This is a genomic window from Thiobacillus thioparus DSM 505 (genome assembly GCF_000373385.1).
GTDB lineage: Bacteria > Pseudomonadota > Gammaproteobacteria > Burkholderiales > Thiobacillaceae > Thiobacillus > Thiobacillus thioparus.
In genome coordinates this window covers 569,370-591,539 of sequence record NZ_KB891316.1, presented here as the reverse complement: position 1 = coordinate 591,539, position 22,170 = coordinate 569,370, and the positions used below count along the sequence as shown (strand labels likewise).

The following is a 22,170-nucleotide window of genomic DNA, read 5'->3' as shown; positions in this document are numbered from 1 at the left end:
AGATCGGCTCAGCGCCGGCTCATTCAATCCCGATTGTGATCGCGGTCGCGACCATGGTCGTCGTCGTGGTCATTCTTCGCCTGCGGGCACGGTGTGCTGATCATGATGGTGCGATCGACGCCGCTGTCGGGATGCTGCACGTTGACGTAGGCGACATTCGGCTTGAACTTGTCGAAGTACAGGCCGGTGCTTTCCGCGCCCTTGGTCGACAGGCTGGCCCACTTGCCGATGGCTTCGGCGACACCATCGTCGTTCTCGTCCCTGGCAAACCAGATGTCCTCGATGCCGCCCGGCTGGTCTTCGACGATGTAGATGTTGCCGTCGGCGTCGATCGCCAGGTTGTCGGGGTTGGTGAAGGCGCTGCCGGCCCGTTGCCTGGTGGCCATGTCCAGCGTGTCGCGGCTGGCGAACAGCTTGACCGTGTTGCTGCGCAGGTCGATCGAGAACACCTTGTGGTTGGTGGTGGTTGCCACATACAGCTGCTGCTTGCCGTTCTTCAGCGTCTTGATTTCCAGGTCTTCAGGACGATCGAAGCCGGTGCCCCGGAAGGCCGGCAGCTTCGGCGTGGCGCGGCCGTCGATCGCGGTCAGGCCGTTGGGGTCGGTGACGACCACGGCACCGGGCAGGGCGACGCCGTTGTTGTCGGTCAGCGGAACCCAGGCGGCGGCACCGGTGGCTTCCTTGACCGTGCCGTCTCCCACGCGCAGCACGAAGGTCTGGCCGGCGGCGAAGAAGTCGTCGCCGTTGTCGGCCTGCGGGTTGGCCGAGGTGAACTTGAAGATGTGGCTATTGTCGCGCTCGTCGATGAAGTACAGATTGTTCTTCTGGTCGAACGCCAGGCCTTCGTGGGAGACGCGCGGCAGGATGTCGCGGTGCTTGATCACGATGTCGGCGGGTGCGGCCAGCGGATTGACCACTTCGAACAGGCGGCCGTACTTGCTGGTCGGGCCGGCCGGATCGCTCCACGATTCTTCGGCGGTCAGGAAGGTGCCCCACGGAGTCCAGCGGGAGGCGTCAAAGGATACGTGGCTGTCCAGTGCGGGCGCGGCAGAAGGGCTGTGCCAGATGGTCTCGGTCTGCATGGTGCGCAGATCGGTGCGCTGGATGCCGGCCTGGCCGGTTTCGAACACGGTGAACAGGAAACGGCCGGCTTCGGGACCATTCTCGTTCACGGTGTGCATGTCGTAGTTGCCGCTGTCGAAACGGTGGGCCTGGGCGGGGTCGCGGGCCACGATGGTCATCTGGCTGAAATGCGGCGAGGCCAGCTTGTAGGGGGCCGACTCGGGTAGCGTGCCGGCGCCGACGTCGCCGGTCATGGGCACGAAGTGGTCGAAGGATGCGCTGCCAGCGAAGGCCGATGAACCGGCCAGAACCAGGCCGATTGCGAGCGAGAGTTTCTTGAGTGTCATATGGAGTTCCCTTGATCGTGAATGGAGGTTGTACTGATGACTGGTACGGATCGACTACGGAAGCAGGCTGATGAGGGCACCGTATGCCGGACGTCGATCGAATCAGTACGCGGGGCATCCTAATGAGGCGATATGTCATGCGTATTGCATCTCCACCATCTGCAGGAGAAATGCCGATTCTCCGTCGGGTGCGGGCGGAACTCGGTTATGCGCCCACTGTCGTTTAGTGGACTCGTTTAGAATCCCCTCACTTTGAACACCATCCTGCATCGCTTCCTGTTATGCGTGCCGCTAGCGCTGTGCCCGGCATGGGCACGTGCGGCAGCGCTCGACCTGCCTGAGCGTCCCGGCACCTTCTGGTCGCAGCCGGATGGCTTGCCCGTTCCGGCTGCGACGCCAACGGGCGTCGTGCGCTTCGCCAGCCTGGCCGCCCTGACCGACCATGCGCTGCGCGAACGGGCGGAGACGCGCGCGGCCTGGCTCGGCATCCAGGCCGAGGCGGCGCGGCTGGATGCCGCCAGCGCGGCCAACTGGCCGACGCTCACGGGGCAATTGAGTTTCACCCATAGCCGGGCGTTGTCCAGCTCGGGCGCGCAGGTGCCCACGCTCGACCGCTACGGTCCCAGCCTCAGCCTGGCCTATGTGCTGGTCGACTTCGGCGCACGCGCCGCCAGCATCGATGCCCAGCGCTATCAGCTCATTGCCAGTCTGCTGACCGGCAACCGCACCCTGCAGGATACCGTTGCCGAAGTGGAGGCCGCTTATTTTGCCTTGTTGGCTGCGCGTGCGCAGGTCACCGCCCAGATCCAGCAGGAAACCGCCTTGCGCGCCAGCCTCGACGCGGTCGACGCCAGGTTGCGGGGCGGGCTGGCCTCGCGTGCCGACCAGCTGCGTGCGCGAGCTGCGCTGGTCGAGGCCGAACTGGCGCGCCAGGCAGCGGAGCGTGACCGGGCCAAGGCGGAAGCCGCGTTGAAACAGGCTGCGGGCCTCGCCCAGACGCAAACGCTGGAACTCGACTGGCAGGCCGTGCCGCCGGATCCTCTGGCTGCCACGACCCTGCTGGCCGACCTGTTGCAGGAGGCCCAGCGCAATCGCCCCGACCTGCAAGCCCTGCAGGCTGCCGCGACCAGCGCACGCTTCGAGGCCGAGCGCGCACGCGCGGCCCGCTGGCCAAGCCTGTCGCTGGCGGCCAACACCGGGCGCACGCTGTTTCTGGACAGCGATCGCTCGCCGTCGACGACCTACAGCGTCGGCGTGAATGTGACGATGCCGCTGTTCGACGGCGGGCGGCTGGCCGCGCAGGCGCGTGCCGCCGCGCGCGATGCCGAGCGTCTGCAGGCCGATGCCGAGGCGCAGCGCAGCCAGGTTGCGCTGGCAGTGGCCGATGCCTATTACGATGTCCGCCAGGCTCAAGCCCAGCGCGAGGGGGTGGGAGCGCAGTTCGACAGCGCCAGCGAATCGGCGCAGGCGGCCGAAGCGCGCTACAAGACCGGTGTCGGCAGCCTGCTCGAATGGCTGACCGCCCAGGCCGACCTGGCGCGCGCGCGCCAGGCGCAGGCGCAGGCCGATAGCGATTGGCTGGCGGCATTTTCCCGTTTGAATCATGCCTTGGGCCGCCTGCCCGCCACCTCTCCTGCGAGCCCCCCATGAAAATGCGTATCCTGTTGGTCGTCGTTGTACTCGGATTGATGGCCGGGGTGGCCTATCGCATCCAGCATTCAGCATCCGGCGACAAGAAGGGCGGCGGAGATCGTGCGCTCAGCGTCAGGACGGTCCCGGTGGCAGTGCGCGACTTTCCGCGGGTGATCGACCTGCCCGGCACGCTGGAAGCGGCACAGCAGGTCGCCATCGTCGCCCAGACCAGCGGGACGGTGTTGCGCCAGCATGTACAGGAAGGCGACGCCGTGCGAGCAGGGCAGGTCCTTTTCAGCCTGGATAGCCGCCCCGCGCAGGCACGTATCGCGCAAAGCCAGGCCACGCTGGCCGGCGCTCGCGCCGAAACGGCCGATGCTGTCCAGAAACTCGATCGCCTCAGTCCACTGATGAAGTCGGGCTACATCAGCCGCCAGGAGTTCGCCGACGCGCAGCTGGCACTGGAATCCGCGCGCGCGCGCGCAGGCACCGCGCGCGCCGAGCTGGAGGCGGCGCAACTGGACGTGGCATACGGACAGATTCGCGCGCCGATCGACGGGCGCGTCGGGCGTATCGCCGTACGCCCCGGCACGCTGGTGCAGGCGGGTGGTACGCCGCTCACGACGATCCTGGCGCCCGGCACGCTCGACGTGCGGGCCAGCGTGTCGCAGCAGGACTGGCCCGAGCTTGCGGCTGCACGGGCGCATGGCAAGGTGACGGCCGAGGTGTTCCGGGATACGGATCGCACTGTCCGGGCGCAGGGCGAGCTCGTGTTCGTCGATTCGCAGATCGATGCCACCACGGGCGCGGTCCCGATCAAGGTGCGGCTGGCCGGGGCGCCGACCGCGCTGCTGTCGGGACAGGGCGTGCGGGTGCGTCTGCGTCTGGGCATTGAGCCGAACGCCAAGGTGGTGCCGGAGGCTGCGCTGCAGCACGCCCAGATCGGCTCGTATGTGTATGTGGTGCGCGGCGGCAAGGCTGTCGTGCAGACGGTGAACGTGACGCGCAGCCTCGACGGCGAAGAGGTGGTCGAAGGCGAACTGCGCGCCGGCGAGCCGGTGCTGATCGAGATTCCGCAACGCCTCAAGACAGGCAGCAAGGTCAAGCTCGAAGGCACGCATCGATGAATCTGTCGCGGCTCTTCATCGAGCGCCCGGTCGCCACGCTGATGCTGGTGCTGGCGATGGCGCTGTTCGGCGCGATCGCCTACATGCAGCTGCCGGTAAACGATCTGCCGCAAGTGGATTTTCCGACCTTGCGCATCAGCGCCTCCTTGCCCGGCGCCAACCCCGAGACCATGGCCAACACCGTGGCGACGCCACTGGAGCGGCAATTGGCGACCGTGGCGGGGATCGAGTCGATGAGTTCGCAATCGGGCCAGGGCTCGACCAGCATCACGCTGCAGTTCGAGCTCGGGCGCGACATCGATGCCGCCGCGCAGGACGTGCAGACCGCAATCGCGCAGGCGGCACGCAACCTGCCGCAGGGCATGGACCCGCCTCAATTAAGGAAGATCAACCCGGCCGATTCGCCCATCATGTATCTGGCGCTGTCGGCCGAGCGTCTGCCTTTGACCGAGCTCGACGCCATCGCCGATTCGCGCGTGGCGCAGAAGCTGTCCGGCTTGTCCGGGGTGGCGCAGGTGCTGGTGTTCGGTTCGCAGAAATACGCGCTGCGCCTGTATCTCGATCCCGCCAAGCTACAGCAGCGCGGGCTGACTTTCGCCGATGTGATCCAGGCAGTACAGAATGCCAATGCCAACCTGCCGTCCGGCACGCTGGACGGCGCCAGCCGCGCTTATACGGTGAAGGCGCCGGTGGCGCTGGCCAATGCGGCGGACTTCGGCGACATCGTCGTGGCCTATCACGACGGTACTGCATTGCGGGTGAAAGATCTCGGCCGTGCCGAGGACAGCGTGGAAAACGACAAGGCGCTCACCTGGTACAACGGCACTCGCGCCATCGTGCTGGCGGTGCAGCGCCAGCCGGGCGCGAATACGGTCGCGGTGGCCGACCGCATTCGCGCGATGCTGCCGCAGATCGAAGCGGAACTGCCCGACGGCGTTCGCCTGCAGGTGCATTTCGACCGCTCGCGCTTCGTCAAGGATTCGCTGCACGAGGTGAACTTCACCCTGCTGCTCGCACTGGGCCTGGTGATCCTCGTCATCTTCGCCTTCCTGCACAATGTCCGCGCCACGCTGATCGCCGCATTGGTGCTGCCCAGTTCGCTGCTGGGCACCTTCGCCTTCATGCACCTGCTGGGCTACAGCCTCAACAATTTGAGCCTGATGGCGATCACGCTGGCGATCGGTTTCGTGGTCGACGACGCGGTGGTGGTCATCGAGAACATCGCGCGCCACCTGGAAATGGGCAAGCCGCGCATGCAGGCCGCGCTCGACGGCGCGCAGGAGATCGGTTTCACCGTGCTGTCGATGACGATTTCGCTCGCTGCTGTCTTCTTGCCTATCCTCTTCATGGGCGGCATGATCGGGCGGCTGTTCCAGGAGTTTGCGGTGAGCATCGGCGTCGCCGTGCTGCTCTCCGGCGTGGTGGCGCTGACGCTCACGCCGATGTTGTGCGCGCGCGGGCTGGTCAACGAGCCGCTCAACAATCGCCTGTCGCGCCTGTTCGATGCCGGTTTCAATCGTTTCCGTGATTTTTATGGCGACACCCTGCGCGTGTCGATGCGCCACCGAGGGGGCATGCTGCTGTTCTCGGTGATCGTGCTGGCCGCGATGCTGTGGCTGTCCGGTCACGTCAAGCAGGGATTCATTCCGCGCGTCGACTCCGGAATGATTTTCGCCAGCGTGCAGTATCCGGAAGGCATTCCGTTCGACGAGCTGACCAAGCGCCAACAGACACTCGCCGCACTCGTGCAGAAGCACCCGGCCGTCGAAGGCCTGATGTCGAGCGCAGGTCAGGGCGGCGGCGGCGTGACCGGCGGCAACATCGGGCGGCTGGTGATACGGCTGACGCCGCGCGGGACGCGCAAGAGCGCAGACGAGGTGATCGACGAACTGCGCGCGATCACCCGCAAGGTCAGCGGCGTCAACGTCACCTTGCAGAACCCGGCTTCGATCAACGTCGGCGCGCTGGCCTCCAGCAGCGATTACCAGCTGACGCTCATATCGGGCGATTTCGAGGCGCTGAAGACAGCGTCGGCCGAGGTCGAGAAGCGGCTGGAAGCGCTGCCCCAGATGGAGGACGTCGACAGCAATCTCGAACTGCGCAATCCCGAATTGCGCGTCACGCTCGATCCGCTGGAAGCCGCCCGGCTCGGCATCACCTCCCAGCAGGTTCAGCAAACGCTGTACGACGCACTGGGCGGGCGCCGCATCAGCGAGATCTACGGCACGAGCGACCAGTACGTGGTGAACGTCAAGGCGCTGCCAGAAGCCCAGCTGGATCCGGCAGTCATCGGCCAGCTGCCCCTGAAAACGGCAGCGGGCGGGATCACGCGGCTGGATGCCGTGGCACGGGTCGATCCGGGCGTGGGTCCGATCGCGGTCTACCACTACGGCCAGCAACCGGCCGTCACCCTGTCCTTCAATCTCGCGCCGGGCGCCTCGCTCGATGCCGCGCTGGCCGCGGCATACGATGCCGCCAGCGAAGTCGTGCCGCCCGAGGTGGCGCTGGAATTCACTGGTGCGGCACAGAAGTTCCAGGAATCGACGGTCCAATTGCCTTTGCTGCTGCTGTTCACCGTCGTGATCATCTACATGGTGCTGGCCGTACTGTACGAGCATCTCGGCCATCCGCTGACCATCCTCACCGCGCTGCCGCTGGCGGGATTCGGCGCGTTGCTGGTGCTGCTGCTGGCCAACGACGAACTCAATATCTTCAGTTTCGTCGGCATCATCCTGCTGGTGGGACTGGTGAAGAAGAACGGCATCATGATGATCGACTTCGCCCTGGCCCGGCAGCGCGCGGGAATGAGCGCCGAGGATGCCATCGTCGAGGCCTGCCTGGTGCGTCTGCGGCCGATCATGATGACCACCTTCGCCGCCATCTTCGCTACCCTGCCGATTGCCATCGGCTTCGGTACCGGCGGCGAGGCGCGCCGTCCGCTCGGTATCGCCGTGGTCGGCGGCCTGTTCTTCTCGCAGTTCCTGACGCTCTACATCACCCCCACCTTCTACGTCAGCATGGCGCGGATGGAGGCGGTCCTGCGGCGCTGGCGCGCCCGTTTCGCTTGAGTTGCTCAGGCAGGCCGATCGATATCATCAATCGTTTTCATCCAAGATTTCCGTTGGATCGATATATTTGTTTTCTCTAACATTGCTCCTGTCTTGATTGGCATCGTAAATCAACCGAACAGGAGCAAATCATGCAGTACACGACGTCCCCCACCATCCAGAACCTCGAAGCGGCCTTTGCCGGCGAATCGATGGCCCACATCAAGTACATGTGGTTTGCGCGCCAGTGCCGCAAGGCCGGCGACGAGGCCACGGCAAGGGTGTTCGAAGACACCGCCGCGCAGGAAATGCTGCACGCCTTTGGCCACGCCGAGCTGCTGTTCGCCGACGAAACGATGACGCCGGCCAAGTGCCTGCAGTATGCGATCGACGGCGAAACCCGCGAGTACACCGAGATGTACCCCAAGTTCCGCCACGAGGCGATGACCGAAGGCAACACCGCTGCGGTGGCCGAGATGGACGAGCAGATCGCCGAATCGAAGGTGCACGCCGAGATCTTCAAGGCAGTGCTGGACAAGGCCGCCAAGCGTTTCGCCGCGCTGATCAAGGTGGAAGAGAAGCACGCGATGCACTACCAGGCGCAAAAAGACGCGATTGCCGCCTGAATGAATTATTGAAGACGACTTGGTCGATTGAAAGGAAATAACATGAAAGCTTGGCAATGTATCGTTTGCGGTTACATCTATGACGAATCCAAAGGCGACCCGGAGCATGGCATCGCCCCCGGCACCCGTTGGGAGGACGTGCCGGAAGGCTGGGAATGCCCCGACTGCGGCGTGGCCAAGGCGGATTTCGAGATGGTTGAAATCACGGCTGCCTGAACGCCATTGAATGTAACCGGGGCCGCACGATGCGGCCTCCATTCTCCAGGAGCTTTTTATGCCCCCCATCGTCATTGTCGGCTCGGGTCTTGCCGGCTACACCTTGCTGAAGGAAATCCGCAAGCGCGACACGAGCACGCCCGTCACGCTCGTCACGGCGGACGACGGGGCCTTCTATTCCAAGCCGAACCTGTCGAACGCTCTTGCGGCAGGCAGGTCTGCGGCCGCACTGGCAGGCGCCAGTGCGGAGAAAATGGCGGCGGACCAGCATGCAACGGTGCTCACGCATGCGCGCGTGACCGCGATCGATATGCAGAACCAACGCGTGCAAACCGGCAGCGGTGCGCTCGACTACGGCAAGCTGGTGCTCGCCCTGGGGGCCGATCCGATCCCGCACGGCCTGTCCGGCAGCGGCGCTGCCGCAGTGCTGGCGGTGAATGATCTGGCCGATTACGCCGCCTTCCGCGATGCCCTCGACGGCAAAAAGCGCGTCACGGTGCTCGGCGGCGGACTGATCGGCTGCGAGTTCGCCAACGATCTGGTGCACGCCGGCTTCACGGTCGATGTGGTCCACCTGGGTGAATGGCCGCTGGAGCGGCTGTTACCGGTCGAGGCCGGCCGGCGTCTGGCCGATAGCCTTGCCGCACTTGGGGTGAACTGGCATTTCGGATGTACCGCCAGAAGCGTCGAGCCGACAGCAAGCGGGTATCAGGTCGGGCTGGACAACGGCGAAGCCGTCGCGGCGGATGTCGTGCTGTCGGCGATCGGCCTGCGCCCGCGCACCAGGCTGGCGCAGGCGGCGGGCATCCCGGTCGGGCGCGGCATCCGGACCAATCGTCTGCTGGAAACCGGGGTGGCGAATGTGTACGCGATGGGCGACTGCGCCGAAGTCGACGGGCTCAACCTGCCTTATGTGCAGCCGCTGATGGTGCAGGCGCGCGCGTTGGCCGCCACGCTCGCCGGCACGCCGACGCCGGTGGTGTACCCGGCGATGCCGGTGATGGTGAAGACGCCGGCGCATCCCGTGGCCGTGCTGCCGCCCAAACTCGGCGCGGCAGGGGGCTGGAAAGTGGCGTGCGGCGATACCGGCATCTGCGCACTGCATGTCGACGACTGTGGTCGCCTGCAGGGCTTCGCGCTCACCGGCAGCGAAACCGGTCGCCGCAATACGCTGGTGAAGGAACTGGCTACCTGAGTCTGGCGCGGACGCTACGTGTCGTCATGCGCAAGCGGCGGTTGCAGCGCGTCGATCAAAGGGCAGCGCACCTTGCCCCGCCTGGTGGCGCAGCGGCCGACAAGTTGCGTCAACACACCCTCGATGCGCTGCAGGTCGGCCAGACGCGTGCGCACATCGGCGAGCTTGCGCTCGGCGATGGCGCGGGCATCCGAGCACTGGGTGCCGTCATCCAGCCTCAATAGTTGTGCAACCTCGTCCAGCGTAAATCCGATGCGCTGCGCCGCCTTGATGAACAGCACGCGCGCCACGTCCGCCCGGCCGTAGCGGCGGATGCCGCCCAGCGGCTTGTCGGGTTCCGCCAGCAGGCCACGACGTTGATAAAAGCGGATCGTCTCGACGTTGACGCTCGACTCGCGTGCCATTTGTGAAATCGTGAGTCCTTGCATGGTTGGCATCCGATGGATCGTTTTCCTCTCCAGTAAACCCCGCTTGACACCGTAGCATGGTACGGACTTTAAGCTTGCGCCATCTTATCCCGGAAAGGAGAAGCCATGTCGCAAGAGAAGGCTGGGCGCTTGCCTCTCATCGGTGGCGTCATCGCCGCCATCGCCGCCTCCCTGTGTTGTGTCGGCCCCCTGGTGCTGGTCGTGCTTGGCATTGGCGGCGTCTGGGTCGCCAATCTCGCGGTGCTGGAACCATTCCGCCCCTGGTTCCTCGGGGCAGCCATCATCGCCCTGTTCTTCGCCTGGAAACAGATCTACCGGGCACCGGCCGCAGCCGCCTGCACGCCCGGCTCCCTATGCGCGATGCCTCAGACCAACCGGATCTACAAAGTGCTGTTCTGGATCGTGGCAGCGCTCATCGCGCTCGCTGTGATCTTCCCGTATCTCGCCCCGCTGTTCTATTGAAGGAGTCTGGCCATGCAAAAACTGATTCTCGCGTCGATCCTCGCGTTTTCCTTCACCGATGCCGCGTTCGCTGCAGTGCGCACGGTCACGCTGTCGGTTCCCGGCATGTACTGCGCGGTCTGCCCGATCACGGTGAAGAAGGCCCTGGAAAAAGTGCCCGGCGTGTCCAAGGTCAACGTGTCCTTCGAGAAAAAGGAAGCTGTGGTGACCTTCGACGACGCCAGGGCCAGTATCAACGCGCTGGAGGATGCCACTTTCGAAGCCGGCTATGAATCCACCGTCAAGGCCGCTGCCCGTGACGGGCAGCCCAAATGAGCGAACACGTTCTCCACGTGACGGGCATGAGCTGCGACCACTGCGCCGCATCCGTAAGGCAGGCGCTGCTGACGGTGGCCGGAGTGACCCGTGCGGAGGTGTCTTATCCCGATGCCACGGCCCGCGTGGATGCCGAGGCAGACACCCCTGCAGCCGCCTTGCTCGACGCCGTGCGCGCCAGTGGCTATGGCGCGGAACTCGCGGGTGAAACATGCTGCGGCGCTTCGCCCGCGGCCGATTCCAGACTCACGATCGCCATCATCGGCACCGGTTCGGCAGCCTTCGCCGCCGCCATCCGCGCAGCGGAGGAAGGCGCGGCGGTGACGGTGATCGAAGCGGGCGTCATCGGCGGCACCTGCGTCAATGTCGGCTGCGTGCCGTCGAAAATCCTGATCCGCGCCGCCCACGTGGCGCACCTGCAAGCCCAACATCCGTTTCCCGCATTGGCCCGGCACGCGCCCCTGCTGGATCGCAAGGCGCTGGTCGCGCAGCAGCAGGCGCGCGTGGAAGAACTGCGCCACGCCAAATACGAAAGCATTCTGGAAGCCAACCCCGGCATCACGCTGCTGCGCGGCTTGGCTCACTTCGAGGATGCCAGGACCCTCGTCGTGCACCAGGCCGACGGCAGCGAGACGCGCCTCACGCCCGACCGCATCCTGATCGCCGCCGGCCGTTCGCCGTATATTCCGGACGTACCAGGTCTTGCCGGAACGCCGTTCTGGACGTCGATCGAGGCCTTGATCGCCGAGGAAACGCCAGCCCATCTGATCGTATACGGCGGCTCGGTGGTGGCGCTGGAACTCGCGCAGGCGTATCTGCGCCTGGGCAGCCGCGTCACCCTCGTAGCACGCGGCACGCTGCTGTCGAAGGAAGACCCGGCGATTGGCGAAGGGCTCAAGGCCGCTCTGATCGAGGAAGGCATGCGGGTTCTCACGGATACCGCAGTGACCGGCGTGTGCTTCGACGGCAAATTGTTCTCGCTCGAAACCAGCGCGGGGCTCATCGGCGGCGACAAGCTGCTCGTCGCCACCGGGCGCACGCCCAATACGGCGGGGCTCGATCTCGCGCGTGCCGGCGTGGCCATGGATGCCGGGGGCGCCATTGTCGTGGACGACCACCTGCGCACCTCCCAGCCGCATATCTTCGCGGCCGGTGACTGCACCAACGCGCCGCAGTTCGTGTACGTGGCCGCGGCCGCGGGCACCCGCGCTGCCATCAACATGACCGGCGGCGATGCCGCGCTCGATCTGTCCACCGTGCCGGCGGTCGTGTTCACCGATCCGCAGGTGGCCACGGTGGGTCTCACCGAAGCGCAGGCAAGCAGGCTAGGCATGGCAACCGACAGCCGCACCTTGACGCTGGACAACGTGCCGCGCGCACTGGCCAACTTCGATACCCGCGGCTTCATCAAACTCGTGGCGGACAGAGACACCGGACGCCTGCTGGGTGCGCAGGTGCTGGCGGGAGAAGGTGGCGAGATCATCCAGACCGCCGCGATGGCGATAAAGAACCGCATGACTGTCGCGGATCTGGCGGGGCAGTTGTTCCCTTATCTCACCATGGTGGAAGGGCTCAAGCTATGCGCCCAAACTTTCACCAGGGACGTGAAACAGTTGTCCTGCTGCGCGGGCTGATCCACCACGTGGTCGTTGCCGGGGTTGCTTGTGCTGGGGTTTGCAGCACCAACTCCGGGAGGGATAAGCGGGGTTTCCTAAATGAAACGCATCGGTTTATAGTGCAGTCATGTTCCGCAAGAAAATACGCCGATCAATCGCTTTTCTCTGTGCCGTGATCCTGATCTCGGGCCAGCTCGCGGTCGCGGCGTATGCATGCCCGCTGCAGATGATGCTTTTCGCGGCACCGAACGCGGCCGAGGACGCCGACATGTCGCCGGATTGTGCGCGCGAAATGGCGAGCAAACCGACTCCGTTATGCAAGGCGCACTGTGACCAGTCCGCGCAGTCGAATCAGGTTCCGGCTATCGATCTCCTGCCGTTCGCATGGTTGGGATTCTGGATCGTGCCGCATCTTGACGCAGGCGATCGTTCTTCCTCCCGGAGCCTCCGTGACAGCCCGATGTGGCTGGCGGACGCTTCGCCCCCGCTTCGTATCCAATACCAGGTTTTCCGCATTTAGACCGCTTCGGTCGTGACGGGCGGTGCTGCGTTCGCGCGGCGCCTTGTCTTGTTCAGCCGAAGAGAGGTCGTCATGTTCTCCCTCATCCCGTTTCAACCCGGGAAGCGTATGGTCGTCGCCATGCTGCTTGCCGGTTTCAGCACGCTTGGCCACTCGCTGACGTTCGACGAAGCGCTGCGCCTTGCCCAGGCGGATGCGCCTCAACTCAAAGCCCGCGAAGAAGACGCCGCGGCAGCGCAATCGAATTCATTGCCCGCGGGCGAGTTGCCCGACCCGAAACTCGAGCTTGGCATCGATAACCTGCCGATCAGCGGGCCCGACCGTTACAGCGTGTCCCGCGACTTCATGACCATGCGCCGCATCGGCGTGATGCAGGAGTTTCCCAATGGCGCCAAGCGGGAGGCGCGTATCGCGGTAGCGCAGAGCAAGGTGGCGGTCGCCGAAGCGCAGACCCGTATTACCCGCCTTACCGTCTTACGCGAAGCGGCCATCGCATGGATCGCGCGCGCAAGTGTCGAACAAGCGCTCGTCCGCATGGATGACTTGCGCGCAGAAAACCGGCTGCTCGATTCGGCAGTCAAGGCCATGCTCGCCGGTGGCAAAGGGACACCGACAGACGCAGTCATGCCGCGGCAGGAGGCGGCCCTGATCGAGGACCGTGCGGACGAGCTGCGCACGCGGCGCGAACAGGCCATTGCTGCCCTCAAGCGGTGGATCGGTGCCGCAGCCGAAGAGCCCTTGCAAGGCACTTCACCGGATTGGCCGATCTCGCACGACGTGCTGGCGCACAGCCTGCACCGGCATCCGGAGTTGACCGGGTTCGATTCGCAGGAACGCATGCTCGACGCCGAGATCGGCGAAGCGCAGGCCGAAAAAAGGCCGGACTGGGCGCTGGAGCTGGCCTACCAGCAGCGCGGCCCGCAGTTCAGCGACATGGTTTCGCTGCAGATGAGCTTCGACCTGCCGATCTTCCCCGGGTCGCGCCAGGACCCGAAAATCGCCGCCAAACGCGCCGAGCGTGCGGGTCTGGATGCCGAGCGCGAGGCCACGCTGCGCGAACACGCCGCCATGCTGGAGTCGGACCTGGCCGAGCACCAGCGACTTGCGAATACCGTCAAGCGCCAGCGCGAGGTGTTGCTGCCGCTCGCCGACGAGAAGGTCGAACTGGCGATGGCGGCCTGGTGCGGCGGCAAAGGCAGTCTGGCCGAGGTGATTGCCGCGCGCCGCGAACGCATCGATACGGAACTCAAGGTCATCGAACTGGAAGGGCAGCGCCGGCAAGTCGCTGCACGTCTGTATTACGCCTACGGCGATCACCCAGGAGAACAACAATGAGACAGCCCCAGAAAATCCTGCTGTTCGTCGCACTCGGTACCGCCTTGCTCGCGCTCGGCGCAACCGGCGGCTGGTGGTGGGCCAGCCAGCCGGCACCTAGGGCGGCCAAAACAGAACCCGCCAGTCTCCAACCCGGACAGGGTGCAGGCAAGGTACTGTACTGGTACGACCCGATGGTTCCCCAGCAGCATTTCGACAAGCCGGGCAAGTCGCCTTTCATGGACATGGCGCTGGTGCCCAAGTATGCCGATGCCAGCGGCGAAGAGACGGGCGTGAAGATCGATCCGGCCGTCGCACAGAATCTCGGCGTGCGGCTGGCGAAGGTGGAGCATATTCCGCTTGCCTTCCAGGCCGAGGTGACCGGGATCATCGGCTTCAACGAGCGCGACGTGGCGGTGGTGCAAAATCGCAGCGTCGGTTTTGTCGAGCGCGTCTGGCCCTTGGCGCCGGGCGACATGGTGCGCGCCGGGCAGCCCCTGGTGGAATTCCTGGTCCCCGAGTGGGCGGCGGCGCAATACGAGCTGCTGGCGATCCGGCGATCCGGCGATGCGGGTCTGCTGACCGCGGCGCGCGACCGCCTGCGCTTGCTGGGCATGCCCGAGCGCATGATCGGCGCGGTAGAGAAAACCGGCGTCGTGCAGTCGCGCTATACGGTCGCCGCGCCGATTGGCGGGGTGATCCAGTCGCTCGACGTACGCGCAGGCATGACATTGATGGCCGGACAGACGCTGGCACGCATCAACGGGCTGTCGAGCGTCTGGCTGGAAGCAGCGGTGCCGCAGGCGCTGGCGGACCGGGTGGACACAGGCGACCGCGTGACCGCGACCGTGGCAGGAGAAGCAAGCCCCATCGAGGGCCACGTCGCCAGCATCGTGCCCGTCCTTCAAGGCGCCACCCGCACCCTGCAGGCACGGATCGAGTTGCCGAACCGGAATGGACAGTTGCGCCCGGGCATGTCCGCGCAGGTGTCCCTGCAAGGCAAGTCCAAAGGCACGGCGCTTGCCGTACCCACCGAGGCCGTCATCCGCACCGGCAGGCGCGCGCTGGTCATGCTCGCGGGCGAACAAGGCCGGTACACGCCGGTCGAGGTGTCGCTGGGCGAGGAGGTCGGCGACCAGACGGTCATCACGGCCGGACTGGACGAAGGACAGCAAGTGGTCGCGAGCGGGCAGTTCCTGCTCGACTCCGAAGCCAGTCTCAGCGGGATCGCGGCACGGCCGGCGGAGAAAACAGCCATGTCGGCATCACCTGCAATGGACGAGGCGGAGGCCACCATCAAGGGCATCGCCCCGGGCGAGATCACCCTGACCCATGGACCGTTCAAGATGCTGGGCATGCCGGGCATGACCATGACCTTTCCCTTGGGGACACCGGACCTGGCCCAGGGTTTCAAGGCGGGCGACAAGGTGCGCGTCGGCGTGCGCCAGACCGACGATGGACTGGTTGTCGAACGCATCGAGCGGTCAGGAGTCGGACAATGATTGCCAAGCTGATTCGCTGGTCGGTCGCCAATCGCATCCTGGTGCTGCTGGGCACGCTGTTCCTCGTCGCCTGGGGCATCGGGTCGGTCAAGACGACGCCTGTCGATGCGCTGCCCGATCTCTCCGACGTGCAGGTCATCATCCGCACCAGCTATCCTGGCCAGGCGCCGCAGATCGTGGAGAATCAGGTCACCTATCCGCTGGCCACCACCATGCTATCGGTGCCGGGAGCCAAGACGGTGCGCGGTTTCTCCTTTTTCGGCGACAGCTTCGTCTATGTGCTGTTCGAGGACGGCACAGATCTTTATTGGGCGCGTTCGCGCGTGCTGGAATACCTCAATCAGATCCAGGCGCGGCTGCCGGCCACGGCCCGCTCGAGTCTCGGCCCCGACGCCACCGGCGTGGGCTGGATTTACGAATATGCATTGGTTGACAGGACGGGGCGCCATGATCTGGCGCAGTTACGCGCCTTGCAGGACTGGTTCCTGAAATTCGAGTTGAAGACCCTGCCGAACGTGGCCGAAGTGGCCACGGTGGGCGGCATGGTCAAGCAGTACCAGGTCGTGCTCGACCCGGTGAAGCTGGCCAGCTTCGGCATCACGCAGGCCGCGGTGAAGGACGCCATCGGCAAGGCGAATCAGGAGAGCGGCGGCTCGGTACTGACGCTCGGCGAAGCCGAACTGATGGTGCGCGCCAGCGGCTATCTCAAATCGCTCGCCGACTTCCGGGCCATTCCGCTCAAGCTGGCGAACGGCGTGCCGGTCCTGCTCGGCGACGTGGCAACCATCCAGTTCGGGCCGGAAATGCGGCGCGGCATCGCGGAGCTGGATGGCCAGGGCGAAACGGTTGGTGGCGTGGTCATTCTGCGCAGCGGCAAGAACGCGCATGAAACCATAGCGGCGGTGCACGCCAAGCTGGAACAGTTCAAGGCCAGCCTGCCCAAGGGCGTGGAGATCGTCACCACCTACGACCGCAGCAAGCTGATCGACCGCGCGGTGGAAAACCTCACCCATAAACTCATCGAAGAATTTATTGTCGTCGCACTGGTGTGTGCCCTGTTCCTGTGGCATGTGCGCTCGTCGCTGGTGGCTATCGTCTCCCTGCCGCTGGGCGTGCTGACGGCGTTCGTCGCCATGCGCTACCAGGGCGTGAACGCGAACATCATGTCGCTGGGCGGCATCGCGATCGCCATCGGGGCGATGGTGGATGCGGCCATCGTCATGATCGAGAATGCCCACAAGCATGTCGAAACATGGAAGCGCGAACATCCCGGCCAGACGCTCCAGGGCGAGGCGCACTGGCGGGTCATGACCGAGTCCGCCGTCGAGGTCGGGCCCGCGCTGTTCTTCTCGCTCCTGATCATCACCATTTCCTTCGTGCCGGTGTTCATGCTGGAAGCGCAGGAGGGTCGGTTGTTCGGGCCGCTTGCGATCACCAAAACATACTCCATGGCCGCGGCGGCCGGTCTGTCAGTGACGCTGATTCCCGTGCTGATGGGCTACTGGATACGCGGAAAGGTCCCGGATGAAGCGAAGAATCCACTCAACCGCTGGCTCATCGGCGCCTACCGGCCGCTGCTGGATGCGGTGCTGGCACGGCCGAAGACGACGCTCGCAGTGGCCGCGTTGCTGTTCCTCACCGCGGCCTGGCCGATCAGCCGGATCGGCGGCGAGTTTCTGCCGCCGCTGGACGAAGGCGATCTGCTCTATATGCCGTCGGCGCTGCCTGGGCTATCGGCGCAAAAAGCCAGCGAGTTGTTGCAACAGACGGACAGGATGATCAAGACCGTGCCCGAAGTGGCCCACGTCTTCGGCAAGGCCGGCCGCGCCGAAACCGCCACCGACCCGGCGCCGCTGGAGATGTTCGAGACCACTATCCAGTTCAAGCCGCACGACCAGTGGCGGCCAGGCATGACGCCGGAGAGGCTTGTGGAGGAACTGGATCGCACGGTCAAGGTTCCGGGGCTCACCAACATCTGGATTCCGCCCATCCGCAACCGCATCGACATGCTGGCCACTGGGATCAAGAGCCCTATCGGCGTCAAGATTTCCGGCGGCAACCTGGCCGACATCGACCGCATTGCCCGGCAAGTCGAGCAGGTCGCCAAGGCGGTGCCGGGCGTCTCGTCCGCGCTGGCCGAGCGGCTCACCGGCGGCCGCTATGTCGATGTCGATATCGACCGCGCCGCGGCCGCCCGCTACGGACTCAATATCGCCGATGTGCAAGCGGTCGTGTCCGGGCTCGTCGGCGGCGAGAACATCGGCGAGACGGTCGAGGGTTTGGCGCGCTATCCCATCAACCTGCGCTACCCGCGCGAATGGCGCGACACCGTCGCGCGACTGACGCAATTGCCCATCGTCACGCCCATGGGCAGCCAGATCACGCTGGGCATGGTGGCGCGGGTCGCGGTGGTGGACGGCCCTCCCATGCTCAAGAGCGAAAACGCGCGCCCCTCGGGCTGGGTGTATGTGGACGTACGCGGACGCGACCTGGCTTCGATCGTGGCGGACCTGCGCACCACCGTGGCGCACGAGGTCAAGCTCGAACCCGGAATGAGTCTGGCCTACTCGGGGCAGTTCGAATTCATGGAACGGGCCAATGCGCGTCTGGAGCTGGTCGTGCCGGCCACCTTGCTGATCATCTTCGTGCTCCTGTATCTCACCTTCAGGCGCTTCGACGAAGCCTTGCTCATCATGGTCACGCTACCCTTCGCACTCACCGGCGGAGTGTGGTTTCTGTACCTGCTTGGCTACAACCTGTCGGTTGCCACCGGCGTCGGGTTCATTGCGCTGGCCGGCGTATCGGCCGAGTTCGGCGTGATCATGCTGCTGTACCTGAAGCAGGCCTGGCACAGTCGAATCGAAGACGGCAACGAGACGAGCGCGGCCCTGCTCGATGCCATTCGGGAAGGGGCGGTGCTGCGCGTACGGCCCAAGGCCATGACCGTGGCGGTCATCATTGCCGGTCTTTTGCTCATTCTATGGGGCGGCGGTACCGGCAGCGAAATCATGAGCCGCATCGCCGCGCCCATGGTGGGCGGCATGGTCACCGCGCCGCTCCTGTCCCTGTTCGTGATTCCGGCTGCGTACCGGCTGATGCGCCGCCGACAGCTTCCTTCAGCCGTTAACTCATGAATCCTTGGAGAATGAAAATGAATGCACTGGTTACTTCCACGATGGTCGCACTGATAGCGGGCACCCCGGCGCTTGCCGCAGACATGGGCGACATGAAGATGAATGCCCCATCCGGCATGCAGGGCGATAGCAAGCATCAGGCCGTGCAGGGGACGGGTGTCGTGAAGGCCATCGACCCAGTCAAAGGCAGCATCACGATCGCGCATCAAGCCATCCCCGCGCTGAAATGGCCCGCGATGACGATGTCGTTCAAGATCGACAAACCGCTTGCCTCAACCGTCAAACCCGGCCAGCACGTGGCGTTTGAGCTGGTGGCCAACGGGATGGGGGGCACGATTACGAGAATCACGGTTCTAAAATAAATAAGGGGGCTTCCTTCCCTGTATCCTGAAAAAGGGGAGGCACCATAACGGGCTTTCGCATCTTCTGCACGTACCGCACTGTACTCTGTCCGCCCATCACCAGCGCACGGCCAGCACGGTGGGTATTGTCGGGCTTGAGATTGTGTACGGGGCTTCAGCAACGCGGGCAGGGCTCAACCGGCAGTTTGCGTGCGATCCAGCCCGGCCCGGCGCTGCTTCCCAGCATGCCTTCCTTGATGGTGTAGACATGGTTGAAACCCGACTCGCGGAGCACTTTCTGGGCATTGGTGGCGCGACTGCCAGCGAGACCGATCAGACCGATCGGCGCATTCCTGTCGCCGCCCAGTGCCGTGTCCACCTGCCCAACGAATCCGGCCTCACCCTGCGCGTTCGCCATGTTGATGCGCAGCGCGCCTTGGGCCACGCCGGTTTGCCGCCATTCGTCGGAGGTGCGCACATCGATCAGCGTGAGCGTGCCGGCCTGGGCCTGGGCATAGGCATCGGGCGCGGACAGCGTGGGTCCGCCGTCGCGGGAGCATGCGCCGAGCGACAACAGCGTGAACGCGGCGATCGCAGCAATCGACAGACGAGACACCGACATGATCGCTCCACAGCAAGACAGGACGGCGCATAGTGTAGCCGTGGCGAACGGTGTCCGATAGCCGCCGCATAGCCAGTGCGGGCGACATGCGCGAAAATGCCGCATGGACATCTTCCGCATCTTTCACCTGCAATGCGCGCGTCGCCTGCCCGCCTTGCCGGAATCCCATCCCTGCTCGCGCCTGCACGGCCATTCGTTCAAGGTCGAGCTGACCGTCAGCGGCGACATCGATCCCGTGCTGGGCTGGGTGCTCGACTTCGCCGACATCGAGACGGCCTGGCGCCCCATCCATGCCGCGCTCGACCATCGCTGCCTCAACGACATCGACGGCCTGGACAACCCGACCAGCGAAAATCTGGCCGTGTGGCTGTGGCGGCAACTCAAGCCGGCGCTACCCGGCTTGAGCGCTATCTCGGTCATGGAGGCTCACGACGCGGGTTGTATCTACTGCGGCTGACGGCTGCACAATGCAGACCAGGCGCAACACGCAACCAGCCCCCTGACACAGGACATCAGGAGGCCGGCGTGGTTGTCGAGGATAGGCCGCTTGAAGCGGCTCCCGGAGATCAGAGACCCATGCTGGAAAAATCCAGATCGGCATGCGGCGTGTCGGCCACATTCTCGTCGATCATCGCCCAGGTCTCTTCATCGACAATGTCTTCGGCGGGGTGATGAGCAAAAGCCGAAAACGAGGCGAGCAGGGAGGTGAGTACTGCAGCTTGAAGCATGCTTTTCATAACCGGATTCCTTTAAAGAATTGAGTGTGAAACGTCGCTCGGCGTGCTGCGATCGCGTATCGAGCTGTTCGCGCCGGCCGATGGAAAGCATCTTAGGCAGCGGGCGTGTCGGGCGTGTGTCCTGCCGGCATCAGTGTGTGGCAGTGTGTCTCAGCGGGCTCCGTAACAAAAAAAGGGCACACGAACCGTGTGCCCTTTTTCCTGCAACGAATCAACGATCAATGCGTGTGCTCGGTGCCGCTGCTCTCATGGCCGGCTTCGGCGCTGGCCTCGTCGTGGCCGCCGGACTTGCCGTGGAAAATCTTGCTTTCCGTCGACTTGCTGCCGCCTTCCGAACTGTCATGGTGTGAACTGCCGCCTTTGTGGGCACTGCTGCTGTGGCTACCCCCCTTGTTGCCGCCGCCCATGTACTTCGGGCCCTTCTTGCCGTCCGAATGGCCGCTATCGGAATGGCCGTCGGTGTGGCCCTCGGCTGCATAAGTCACTACGCTGCCCGTTGCAAGGCCGGCAGCCAGCAACACCATCGTTGCCCATTTGCTGTAAGCATTCATGAATCAAAACTCCTGTTGCGTGTGCAAACACCGGGCGGCAACCGCCCGGTCAAGCGATCAACGAACGCCGTTGTCGTGAACGAACTCGATCACCTTCAGGTAGTCGTCCGCAGCGGTTGCGAAGTCGTCCGCGCCACCCACAGGCGTCGGGTCGGTCCAGTTGGTGCTGTTGAACACCGCGTCGTACAGATTCACCGTTTCCGCTTTGTACGTCACGCCATCCGACTGCAGGACCAGCACGGTTGCGGTCGCATTCTTCCAAGTGGTGTAGCGGTCGTAGTTGACGGAGGAGAAGTCATAGTACGTAGTGCTGCTGTTGATCCCCAGGATGGAGTCCATGTAGACCACGGTATCCACGCTGATGTTGCCGGTCTTGTCCGCAGCGGCGGCCAGCAGCGCAGCCGGATTGAAGTTGGCCGGCAATGTCACGCCCGGCAACGTACCGGTCTTCATGTAGGTGTCATACAGCGCCAGGTTTTCCAGCGGCGAGTCGATGGCCGTGCCGTTTACCGTCAGGCGACCGGCGGCGTCCAGCGCAATCACCGCGCCAGATGTCGTGAGTTTGGCAAGCGCTTCATCCAGCGAATGCTGCAGCACTTTGTCCGGCGCGCGCGCCACGCTCAGACGGCCCAGATCGACTTCAGCCGAGTAGACGTTGTACGTCGTCGTGCCCAGGGTGACCGTGGTCAGCAGGTTGCCTTCTGCATCGTAAGGGATCACCACCGGGTTGCCGGACGCATCCTTCAGCGGAACCAGATTGCCGGACGCATCGTAGACGTAGGCGATGACCTGCACCAAGCCGCTGGACGTCAGGATGGGCACACCGTTGGCGTCGCGCAGCACGACAACCATGTCGCCGAATAGATCACCCTTCTTGGTGCCCGCACCGGCAGGCTTGCCGCCGCCGCCGGACTTGCCGCCCTTCACGCCCGCCCATACCGGACGGTCGCTGTCTTCTTCTGCGGCCGGAATGCGGAAAATCTTGTTGCTCGATGCGCCGCCCTGGCCCTGACCGCCCTTGTTGGCCGAGCCTTTTTTGGCACCGCCCTTGTTGGCGCTACCTTTTTTGGTGCCGCCGTCTTCCGCTGCATGAGCGGCCGAAATCACGCCCAGATCCAGACCTGTGACCGAGTTGACCGCCAGCGGAACAGCCAGCATTGCAAACATGGTGCCACCTACCAGAATCATTTTTTTGAAGTTGTATGTGGGGTGTGTCATGTATCTCTCCATATTCAAATTTGATGACTGATCACTTTGACCTTTGGCCCCGATCTTGTAACGAGGCCAACATTACATTCACTACAATTGAAGACTAGCAGGTCCCTTTAAAAGGGCCATTGATTTTTCTCAATGGCCGCCCATTAAATTTTCATCGG

At 64.4% G+C, this 22,170-nt stretch carries 21 protein-coding genes; 15 read left to right on the top strand and 6 right to left on the bottom strand.

Annotated features, from left to right (window positions below; genetic code table 11):
- Positions 1 to 23: 23 nt before the first annotated feature.
- Entirely contained in the window at positions 24 to 1,409 is a 1,386-nt protein-coding gene (locus tag B058_RS16330; protein ID WP_051082005.1) for an alkaline phosphatase PhoX, read from the bottom strand.
- Positions 1,410 to 1,661: 252 nt separating this feature from the next.
- Here B058_RS16330 and B058_RS0103045 point away from each other — a divergent pair, with 252 nt between their 5' ends.
- From B058_RS0103045 to B058_RS0103020, 6 genes are all read left to right on the top strand, one after another.
- Positions 1,662 to 3,059, top strand: coding sequence for a TolC family protein (locus B058_RS0103045; protein WP_018507000.1), 1,398 nt, complete (start codon positions 1,662 to 1,664; stop codon positions 3,057 to 3,059).
- Positions 3,056 to 4,168: an efflux RND transporter periplasmic adaptor subunit gene (locus tag B058_RS0103040; RefSeq protein ID WP_018506999.1), complete on the top strand. Its 1,113-nt coding sequence runs from the start codon at positions 3,056 to 3,058 to the stop codon at positions 4,166 to 4,168. Before B058_RS0103045 ends, B058_RS0103040 begins: the two co-directional genes overlap by 4 nt.
- Positions 4,165 to 7,236: an efflux RND transporter permease subunit gene (locus B058_RS0103035; RefSeq protein ID WP_018506998.1), complete on the top strand. Its 3,072-nt coding sequence runs from the start codon at positions 4,165 to 4,167 to the stop codon at positions 7,234 to 7,236. Before B058_RS0103040 ends, B058_RS0103035 begins: the two co-directional genes overlap by 4 nt.
- 131 nt (positions 7,237 to 7,367) lie before the next feature.
- Complete coding sequence (locus B058_RS0103030) at positions 7,368 to 7,841, top strand: rubrerythrin family protein (protein ID WP_018506997.1); 474 nt, start codon at positions 7,368 to 7,370, stop codon at positions 7,839 to 7,841.
- Positions 7,842 to 7,883: 42 nt separating this feature from the next.
- Positions 7,884 to 8,057 (top strand): rubredoxin, encoded by a 174-nt coding sequence (locus B058_RS0103025; protein WP_018506996.1) that lies wholly within the window; start codon positions 7,884 to 7,886, stop codon positions 8,055 to 8,057.
- Positions 8,058 to 8,115: 58 nt separating this feature from the next.
- Complete coding sequence (locus B058_RS0103020) at positions 8,116 to 9,252, top strand: NAD(P)/FAD-dependent oxidoreductase (RefSeq protein ID WP_018506995.1); 1,137 nt, start codon at positions 8,116 to 8,118, stop codon at positions 9,250 to 9,252.
- A gap of 14 nt (positions 9,253 to 9,266) precedes the next feature.
- Here B058_RS0103020 and merR read toward each other — a convergent pair whose 3' ends face one another.
- Positions 9,267 to 9,680: a mercury resistance transcriptional regulator MerR gene (merR, locus tag B058_RS0103015; RefSeq protein WP_425425216.1), complete on the bottom strand. Its 414-nt coding sequence runs from the start codon at positions 9,678 to 9,680 to the stop codon at positions 9,267 to 9,269.
- Positions 9,681 to 9,785: 105 nt separating this feature from the next.
- Here merR and merT point away from each other — a divergent pair, with 105 nt between their 5' ends.
- The 8 genes from merT to B058_RS0102975 all read left to right on the top strand — a co-directional run bounded on the left by merT (position 9,786) and on the right by B058_RS0102975 (position 18,905).
- Positions 9,786 to 10,142: a mercuric ion transporter MerT gene (gene merT, locus B058_RS0103010; protein ID WP_018506993.1), complete on the top strand. Its 357-nt coding sequence runs from the start codon at positions 9,786 to 9,788 to the stop codon at positions 10,140 to 10,142.
- 12 nt (positions 10,143 to 10,154) lie between these two features.
- Positions 10,155 to 10,457, top strand: coding sequence for a mercury resistance system periplasmic binding protein MerP (gene merP / locus B058_RS0103005; RefSeq protein WP_018506992.1), 303 nt, complete (start codon positions 10,155 to 10,157; stop codon positions 10,455 to 10,457).
- Positions 10,454 to 12,091 (top strand): mercury(II) reductase, encoded by a 1,638-nt coding sequence (gene merA / locus B058_RS0103000; protein WP_026240590.1) that lies wholly within the window; start codon positions 10,454 to 10,456, stop codon positions 12,089 to 12,091. The genes merP and merA overlap by 4 nt, the downstream gene beginning before the upstream one ends.
- 109 nt (positions 12,092 to 12,200) lie before the next feature.
- Positions 12,201 to 12,593 carry a hypothetical protein gene (locus B058_RS0102995; protein WP_018506990.1) on the top strand — a complete coding sequence of 131 codons (393 nt, stop codon included), beginning with the start codon at positions 12,201 to 12,203 and terminating at the stop codon, positions 12,591 to 12,593.
- A 72-nt stretch (positions 12,594 to 12,665) separates the two neighbouring features.
- On the top strand, positions 12,666 to 13,928 hold the full coding sequence (locus B058_RS0102990) for a TolC family protein (RefSeq protein ID WP_157265491.1): 1,263 nt from the start codon (positions 12,666 to 12,668) through the stop codon (positions 13,926 to 13,928).
- On the top strand, positions 13,925 to 15,409 hold the full coding sequence (locus tag B058_RS0102985; protein WP_018506988.1) for an efflux RND transporter periplasmic adaptor subunit: 1,485 nt from the start codon (positions 13,925 to 13,927) through the stop codon (positions 15,407 to 15,409). Before B058_RS0102990 ends, B058_RS0102985 begins: the two co-directional genes overlap by 4 nt.
- Entirely contained in the window at positions 15,406 to 18,543 is a 3,138-nt protein-coding gene (locus tag B058_RS0102980) for an efflux RND transporter permease subunit (RefSeq protein WP_018506987.1), read from the top strand. The genes B058_RS0102985 and B058_RS0102980 overlap by 4 nt, the downstream gene beginning before the upstream one ends.
- 17 nt (positions 18,544 to 18,560) lie before the next feature.
- Positions 18,561 to 18,905 carry a copper-binding protein gene (locus tag B058_RS0102975; protein ID WP_088178099.1) on the top strand — a complete coding sequence of 115 codons (345 nt, stop codon included), beginning with the start codon at positions 18,561 to 18,563 and terminating at the stop codon, positions 18,903 to 18,905.
- A 154-nt stretch (positions 18,906 to 19,059) separates the two neighbouring features.
- Here the strand turns inward: B058_RS0102975 and B058_RS0102970 are convergent, their stop codons facing one another.
- Positions 19,060 to 19,506: a rhodanese-like domain-containing protein gene (locus tag B058_RS0102970; RefSeq protein WP_018506985.1), complete on the bottom strand. Its 447-nt coding sequence runs from the start codon at positions 19,504 to 19,506 to the stop codon at positions 19,060 to 19,062.
- 103 nt (positions 19,507 to 19,609) lie between these two features.
- Here B058_RS0102970 and queD point away from each other — a divergent pair, with 103 nt between their 5' ends.
- Positions 19,610 to 19,963 (top strand): 6-carboxytetrahydropterin synthase QueD, encoded by a 354-nt coding sequence (gene queD, locus B058_RS0102965; RefSeq protein WP_018506984.1) that lies wholly within the window; start codon positions 19,610 to 19,612, stop codon positions 19,961 to 19,963.
- 109 nt (positions 19,964 to 20,072) lie between these two features.
- Here the strand turns inward: queD and B058_RS17745 are convergent, their stop codons facing one another.
- From B058_RS17745 to B058_RS0102950, 3 genes are all read right to left on the bottom strand, one after another.
- On the bottom strand, positions 20,073 to 20,243 hold the full coding sequence (locus B058_RS17745) for a hypothetical protein (RefSeq protein WP_018506983.1): 171 nt from the start codon (positions 20,241 to 20,243) through the stop codon (positions 20,073 to 20,075).
- Positions 20,244 to 20,461: 218 nt separating this feature from the next.
- On the bottom strand, positions 20,462 to 20,794 hold the full coding sequence (locus tag B058_RS0102955) for a hypothetical protein (protein WP_018506982.1): 333 nt from the start codon (positions 20,792 to 20,794) through the stop codon (positions 20,462 to 20,464).
- A 57-nt stretch (positions 20,795 to 20,851) separates the two neighbouring features.
- Entirely contained in the window at positions 20,852 to 22,012 is a 1,161-nt protein-coding gene (locus B058_RS0102950) for a hypothetical protein (protein WP_018506981.1), read from the bottom strand.
- Between the last annotated feature and the right edge of the window lie 158 nt (positions 22,013 to 22,170).

What these genes read in the sequence shown, in the direction of transcription:
- B058_RS0103020 (WP_018506995.1), top strand. Translation starts at nt 8,116, where the DNA reads ATGCCCCCCATCGTCATTGTCGGCTCGGGTCTTGCCGGCTACACCTTG.
- B058_RS0103025 (WP_018506996.1), top strand. Translation starts at nt 7,884, where the DNA reads ATGAAAGCTTGGCAATGTATCGTTTGCGGTTACATCTATGACGAATCC.
- B058_RS0103040 (WP_018506999.1), top strand. Translation starts at nt 3,056, where the DNA reads ATGAAAATGCGTATCCTGTTGGTCGTCGTTGTACTCGGATTGATGGCC.
- B058_RS0102955 (WP_018506982.1), bottom strand. Translation starts at nt 20,794, where the DNA reads ATGAATGCTTACAGCAAATGGGCAACGATGGTGTTGCTGGCTGCCGGC.
- B058_RS17745 (WP_018506983.1), bottom strand. Translation starts at nt 20,243, where the DNA reads ATGAAAAGCATGCTTCAAGCTGCAGTACTCACCTCCCTGCTCGCCTCG.
- merA (WP_026240590.1), top strand. Translation starts at nt 10,454, where the DNA reads ATGAGCGAACACGTTCTCCACGTGACGGGCATGAGCTGCGACCACTGC.
- B058_RS0102975 (WP_088178099.1), top strand. Translation starts at nt 18,561, where the DNA reads ATGAATGCACTGGTTACTTCCACGATGGTCGCACTGATAGCGGGCACC.
- B058_RS0102950 (WP_018506981.1), bottom strand. Translation starts at nt 22,012, where the DNA reads ATGACACACCCCACATACAACTTCAAAAAAATGATTCTGGTAGGTGGC.
- merR (WP_425425216.1), bottom strand. Translation starts at nt 9,680, where the DNA reads ATGCAAGGACTCACGATTTCACAAATGGCACGCGAGTCGAGCGTCAAC.
- merP (WP_018506992.1), top strand. Translation starts at nt 10,155, where the DNA reads ATGCAAAAACTGATTCTCGCGTCGATCCTCGCGTTTTCCTTCACCGAT.
- B058_RS0102985 (WP_018506988.1), top strand. Translation starts at nt 13,925, where the DNA reads ATGAGACAGCCCCAGAAAATCCTGCTGTTCGTCGCACTCGGTACCGCC.
- B058_RS0103035 (WP_018506998.1), top strand. Translation starts at nt 4,165, where the DNA reads ATGAATCTGTCGCGGCTCTTCATCGAGCGCCCGGTCGCCACGCTGATG.
- merT (WP_018506993.1), top strand. Translation starts at nt 9,786, where the DNA reads ATGTCGCAAGAGAAGGCTGGGCGCTTGCCTCTCATCGGTGGCGTCATC.
- B058_RS0102980 (WP_018506987.1), top strand. Translation starts at nt 15,406, where the DNA reads ATGATTGCCAAGCTGATTCGCTGGTCGGTCGCCAATCGCATCCTGGTG.
- B058_RS0102995 (WP_018506990.1), top strand. Translation starts at nt 12,201, where the DNA reads ATGTTCCGCAAGAAAATACGCCGATCAATCGCTTTTCTCTGTGCCGTG.
- B058_RS0102990 (WP_157265491.1), top strand. Translation starts at nt 12,666, where the DNA reads ATGTTCTCCCTCATCCCGTTTCAACCCGGGAAGCGTATGGTCGTCGCC.
- B058_RS16330 (WP_051082005.1), bottom strand. Translation starts at nt 1,409, where the DNA reads ATGACACTCAAGAAACTCTCGCTCGCAATCGGCCTGGTTCTGGCCGGT.
- B058_RS0102970 (WP_018506985.1), bottom strand. Translation starts at nt 19,506, where the DNA reads ATGTCGGTGTCTCGTCTGTCGATTGCTGCGATCGCCGCGTTCACGCTG.
- queD (WP_018506984.1), top strand. Translation starts at nt 19,610, where the DNA reads ATGGACATCTTCCGCATCTTTCACCTGCAATGCGCGCGTCGCCTGCCC.
- B058_RS0103030 (WP_018506997.1), top strand. Translation starts at nt 7,368, where the DNA reads ATGCAGTACACGACGTCCCCCACCATCCAGAACCTCGAAGCGGCCTTT.